The 3,953-nt window shown below is 76.3% G+C and carries 3 protein-coding genes; 1 reads left to right on the plus strand and 2 read right to left on the minus strand.

The features are described 5' to 3' along the window. Positions 1–26: 26 nt before the first annotated feature. Positions 27–1,163 carry a glycosyltransferase family 4 protein gene (locus BI06_RS28325; RefSeq protein WP_043472401.1) on the minus strand — a complete coding sequence of 379 codons (1,137 nt, stop codon included), beginning with the start codon at positions 1,161–1,163 and terminating at the stop codon, positions 27–29. Between the two features lie 254 nt (positions 1,164–1,417). On the opposite strand from BI06_RS28325, the gene BI06_RS28330 reads away from it, so the two are divergent. Next, positions 1,418–2,851, plus strand: a complete 1,434-nt coding sequence (locus tag BI06_RS28330; RefSeq protein WP_063795026.1) for a glycosyltransferase family 87 protein — start codon at positions 1,418–1,420, stop codon at positions 2,849–2,851. 45 nt (positions 2,852–2,896) lie between these two features. Here BI06_RS28330 and BI06_RS28335 read toward each other — a convergent pair. Beyond that, the coding region (locus tag BI06_RS28335) for a hypothetical protein (RefSeq protein ID WP_158516468.1) at positions 2,897–3,953 on the minus strand (1,057 nt) is incomplete at its 5' end.

Here is a 3,953-nt window from a genome sequence, read left to right on the forward strand (position 1 = left end):
AGCCGCGTGCGCGTCGGGCCGGGCGTTCAGCCCGCCAGCAGCGAGGTCAGCCGCCCCGCCAGCAGGTCCCAGCGCCAGGAGCGGTCCACCCAGCGCCGTCCGGCCTCGCCCATCCGCCGCCGCAGCTCCTCGTCCCGCAGCAGCCGGACGATCCGCTCCGCCGCCGCCGCGGGCGTGCCGCCCGGCACCACGTAGCCGGTCTCGCCCTCCAGCACCGCGTCCGGCGCGCCGCCGGAGTCCCCCGCCACCACCGGCAGGCCGGTCGCCGAGGCCTCCAGGTAGACGATGCCGAGCCCCTCGACGTCCAGTCCCCCGCGCCGGGTGCGGCACGGCATGGCGAAGACGTCGCCGGCGCCGTAGTGCGCGGGCAGCTCCTCCCACGGGACCGAGCCGGTGAACCGGACGGCGGAGCGCACGCCCCGGGCGTCCACCAGCTTCTCCAGCTCCGCCCGGTACGGGCCGCCGCCGACGATCAGCAGCACGGCGTCCGGCACCTCGGCGAGGATCTGCGGCATCGCCTCGATCAGGGTGTCCTGCCCCTTGCGCGGCACCAGCCGGGAGACGCAGACCACCACCGGGCGGTCCGCCAGCCCGAGCCGCTCGCGCACCGCGGCGCCACCGGAGTCCGGGTGGAAGGTCCGCTCGTCCACGCCGGGCGGCAGCTGCGCCATCCGCGCGGCCGGCTCCGGGCCGACCGCGGCGGCGATCCGGGAGCGGGTGTACTCGCCGAGGTAGGTGAGCACGTCGGTGCCCTCGCCGATCCGGCGCAGCAGCTGCCGGGCCACCGGCAGCTGGGCCCAGGCGGCCTCGTGGCCGTGGGTCATGCCGAGCAGCCGGCCGGCCCCGGCCCGGCGCAGGGCGGGGGCCATCAGCCCGAGCGGCGCGGCGGCGCCGAACCAGACCGAGTCGCAGCCCTCCGCCCGCAGGATCTCGGCGGCCCGGCGGGTGACCCGGGGTGTGGGAACCATCACCTTCGTACGGTCGCGCACCACCGGGAAGGGCTGCTCGGCGTCGAAGCGCGCGACCTCGGTGCCGTCGCGCCAGGTGGAGGCGTACACCACGATGCTTCCTGCGGGCTGACGGACGGCCATGTTGTGCACGAAGGCCTGGATACCGCCGGGCCTCGGCGGGAAGTCGTTGGTGACGATCAAGGTCTTGTGCATCAGGCCACGGCTCGCTCGGTCGGGGGGTGCTCGGTGTACCGCTGGGTGATCCGTACGATAGGTCAACACGACGACCCGCCGGGAACGGATCCGTGCAAGGCAACCGTTCCCTCCCCGGGTCTGTCCTAGGACAAGGGTGGTCGGCGTGTCCGGCCCGGCCCCGCGGTGGCGGCCGGTCCCGACCCGCCCGGACTGCCCGGGCGTCCGTCGCGCGGCGCCGCCGACGGAACGTCCGAGACGAACGAGGGAGCGTTGTGGAGTTGGCCCCGGCCACCGAGTCCGGTACACCCAGCGGCGCCGAGGGCTCCGGCACGGCGCTCGCCGTCCGCCGCGAGCCCGTGCAGCGCACCACGCGCCCCTCCGGCCGTTCCGGCGCGCTGCTGGCGCTCGGCGCGAGCTGGGTGGCCACCCGGACGCTGCTGATGCTCCTGGTGACCGGCGTGCTCCGGATGCCCGGTGGGGACATCACCGCCGACGTCTGGCTGATCTACCACGGCTGGTACGGCGTGCTGCAGACCGGCACCTTCCCGCTGGACGACGTCACCTGGCAGTACCCGCCGGGCGCCGCCCTGGTGATCCTGCTGCCCGGCCTGCTGCCCTGGTCGTACCTGGTCTCCTTCTGGGTGATCTGCGGCATCGCCGACGCGCTCGCGATGGGCCTGCTGGTCCGCACCGGGCTGCGCAAGGGCCGGGCGCTGACCGGCGCCTGGGTCTGGGTGGCCGGCGTCCCGCTGCTCGGCCCGATGATCTACAACCGCTACGACGTGATCGTGACCGCGATCGCGGTGGCCGGCCTGCTGGCGCTGATCCGCCGCCCGGCGATCGGCGGCCTGCTGCTCGGGCTCGGCGGCATCGTCAAGATCTGGCCGCTGCTCGGCCTCATCGGCACCCCCTCCGGCCGCCGCACCCGGCGGTCCTGGACGGCCGCGGCCGCCACCACCGCCTCGATCGGCTTCCTGCTGGCGGCGGGGATGAACGGCGCGTTCGAGTTCCTGACGTTCCAGAAGGACCGCGGCATCGAGGTGGAGTCGGTCGGCGCGCTGCCGATCCACTTCGCCCGGATCGCGGGCGGCTGGGACGGCAAGGTGATGATGAACTACGGCTCGGTCGAGATGCTCGGGCCGTGGGTTCCGCTGGTCAGCAAGGTGATGCTGGCCGGTACCGTGCTCGGCTTCGGCTGGCTGCTGCTGTGGCGCTTCACCGCCCGCCGGCGCAACGCCGCCACCATGTACGACGCGGCGCTCGCCGCACTGCTGATCTTCACCGTGACCAGCCGGGTGATCAGCCCGCAGTACCTGGTCTGGCTGGTCGGCGCGGCGGCGGTCTGCCTGACCGTGCGCGGCACCAGCCAGCGGCCGGTGGCGCTGCTGATCCTGGCCGCGACACCGCTGACCCTGGTGGAGTTCCCGCTGGTCTTCGGCGACGTGGTCGCCAGCAGGCCCGGCGCGATCGCCGTCCTGACCGCCCGCAATCTGCTGCTGCTGGTCGCGACCGTGCTGTCCTGCATCCGGCTCTGGCGCTCGACCCGGCGCACCGACCGGGTCCCGGCCACCGTGGTGCTGGCCCGCCCGGAGCCGGTGCCGGCCGCCGCGTTCTCGGTGCGGCCGGGCATCGCGTACGAGCAGGACCTGCTGGACGGCGTGGACGGCACGGCACGGCCCGCGGCCGCCCCCAGCGAACGGCGCTGACCCCGGGCGGACAAGGCCGGTCGGGACGGCGCCGGAGCGCCCGGCTCAGCCCGCCAGGGCGCGGACCTCGGCGAGCCAGAGCCGGGTGAACTCGGCCAGCCCGAGGCCCAGCCGGTCCCGGAACAGCCCGTCCAGCCAGGCCTCCCGGTCCGCCCCGGGGGCGACCGCGCCGACCGCCCGGTAGAGCGCCACCAGGCGCTGCGGGCCGTACCGGCGGGCGATCAGGTCGCAGGCCAGCCAGGACTGCTCGTAGGCCTGCGCCAGGCCCTCCCCGCCGGCCGTGAGGGCGGCGTCCGCGGGCAGCGCGACGGGCAGCCGTCCGGCCGCGACGTCCCGGGCCAGCTCCGGCGCGATCTGCCGGGCCGTGCGGCCGGAGTCCCGGTAGCCGGTCCAGTCGGCGACCCCCTCGGAGAGCCAGAGCGGTGTCCAGGCCCGGGTGTCGGCCCGGGTCGCCACGTGCACCGCCTCGTGGGTGACCACCACCTGCCGGCCGAAGTCGCTCAGCCGGGCGTACACCTCGGGGTTCACCAGCACCCGGTCGGCCGGGGCGTGCAGGGGCGCGCCCGGCGCCGAGACGGTGACCGCGGCGAGGTCCGACCAGCCGGGCCGGTCGTCCGCCAGCAGCCGGGCGAACTGCTCCCCCGTGGCGGGCAGTTCGAGCAGCAGCCGGCCCGCCCAGGAGCTGCCCCAGAGCGTCTCCACGGCGGACACCGCCCGGTCGCCGACCACGGCCGCCCCCGCGCGCGCGGCCGGGCCGTCGGTGTCCGCGCCGTCCACCCCGAGCACCAGGCAGCGCGCCCCGGCGGCCGCCCCGACGGTGCCGAGGTCCCACAGCGGCGGCGGCCCCCCGGCGCCCTCCTCGCGTTCGATCCGCGGGCCGCCGGCGGTCCGCAGCAGCGTCAGCCAGCGCGGGTGCACCACCGGCTGCTCGTCGTACCCGGTCACCGTGACGGTCAGCTCGGCGGTGGCGGTGGACCGCCCGGCCCGGTCCACCGGTCCGAGCAGCAGGTTCCGGTAGCCGGCCCGGAGCGGCAGCGGGGGCGGCCCCGCGCCCAGCGTCCGGGCCCGCTCGGCGAGCAGCGCCGAGACCTCGGCGTACTCG

The sequence above is a fragment of the Kitasatospora sp. MBT66 genome (assembly GCF_000710405.2).
In the GTDB taxonomy this organism is placed as follows: domain Bacteria; phylum Actinomycetota; class Actinomycetes; order Streptomycetales; family Streptomycetaceae; genus Kitasatospora; species Kitasatospora purpeofusca.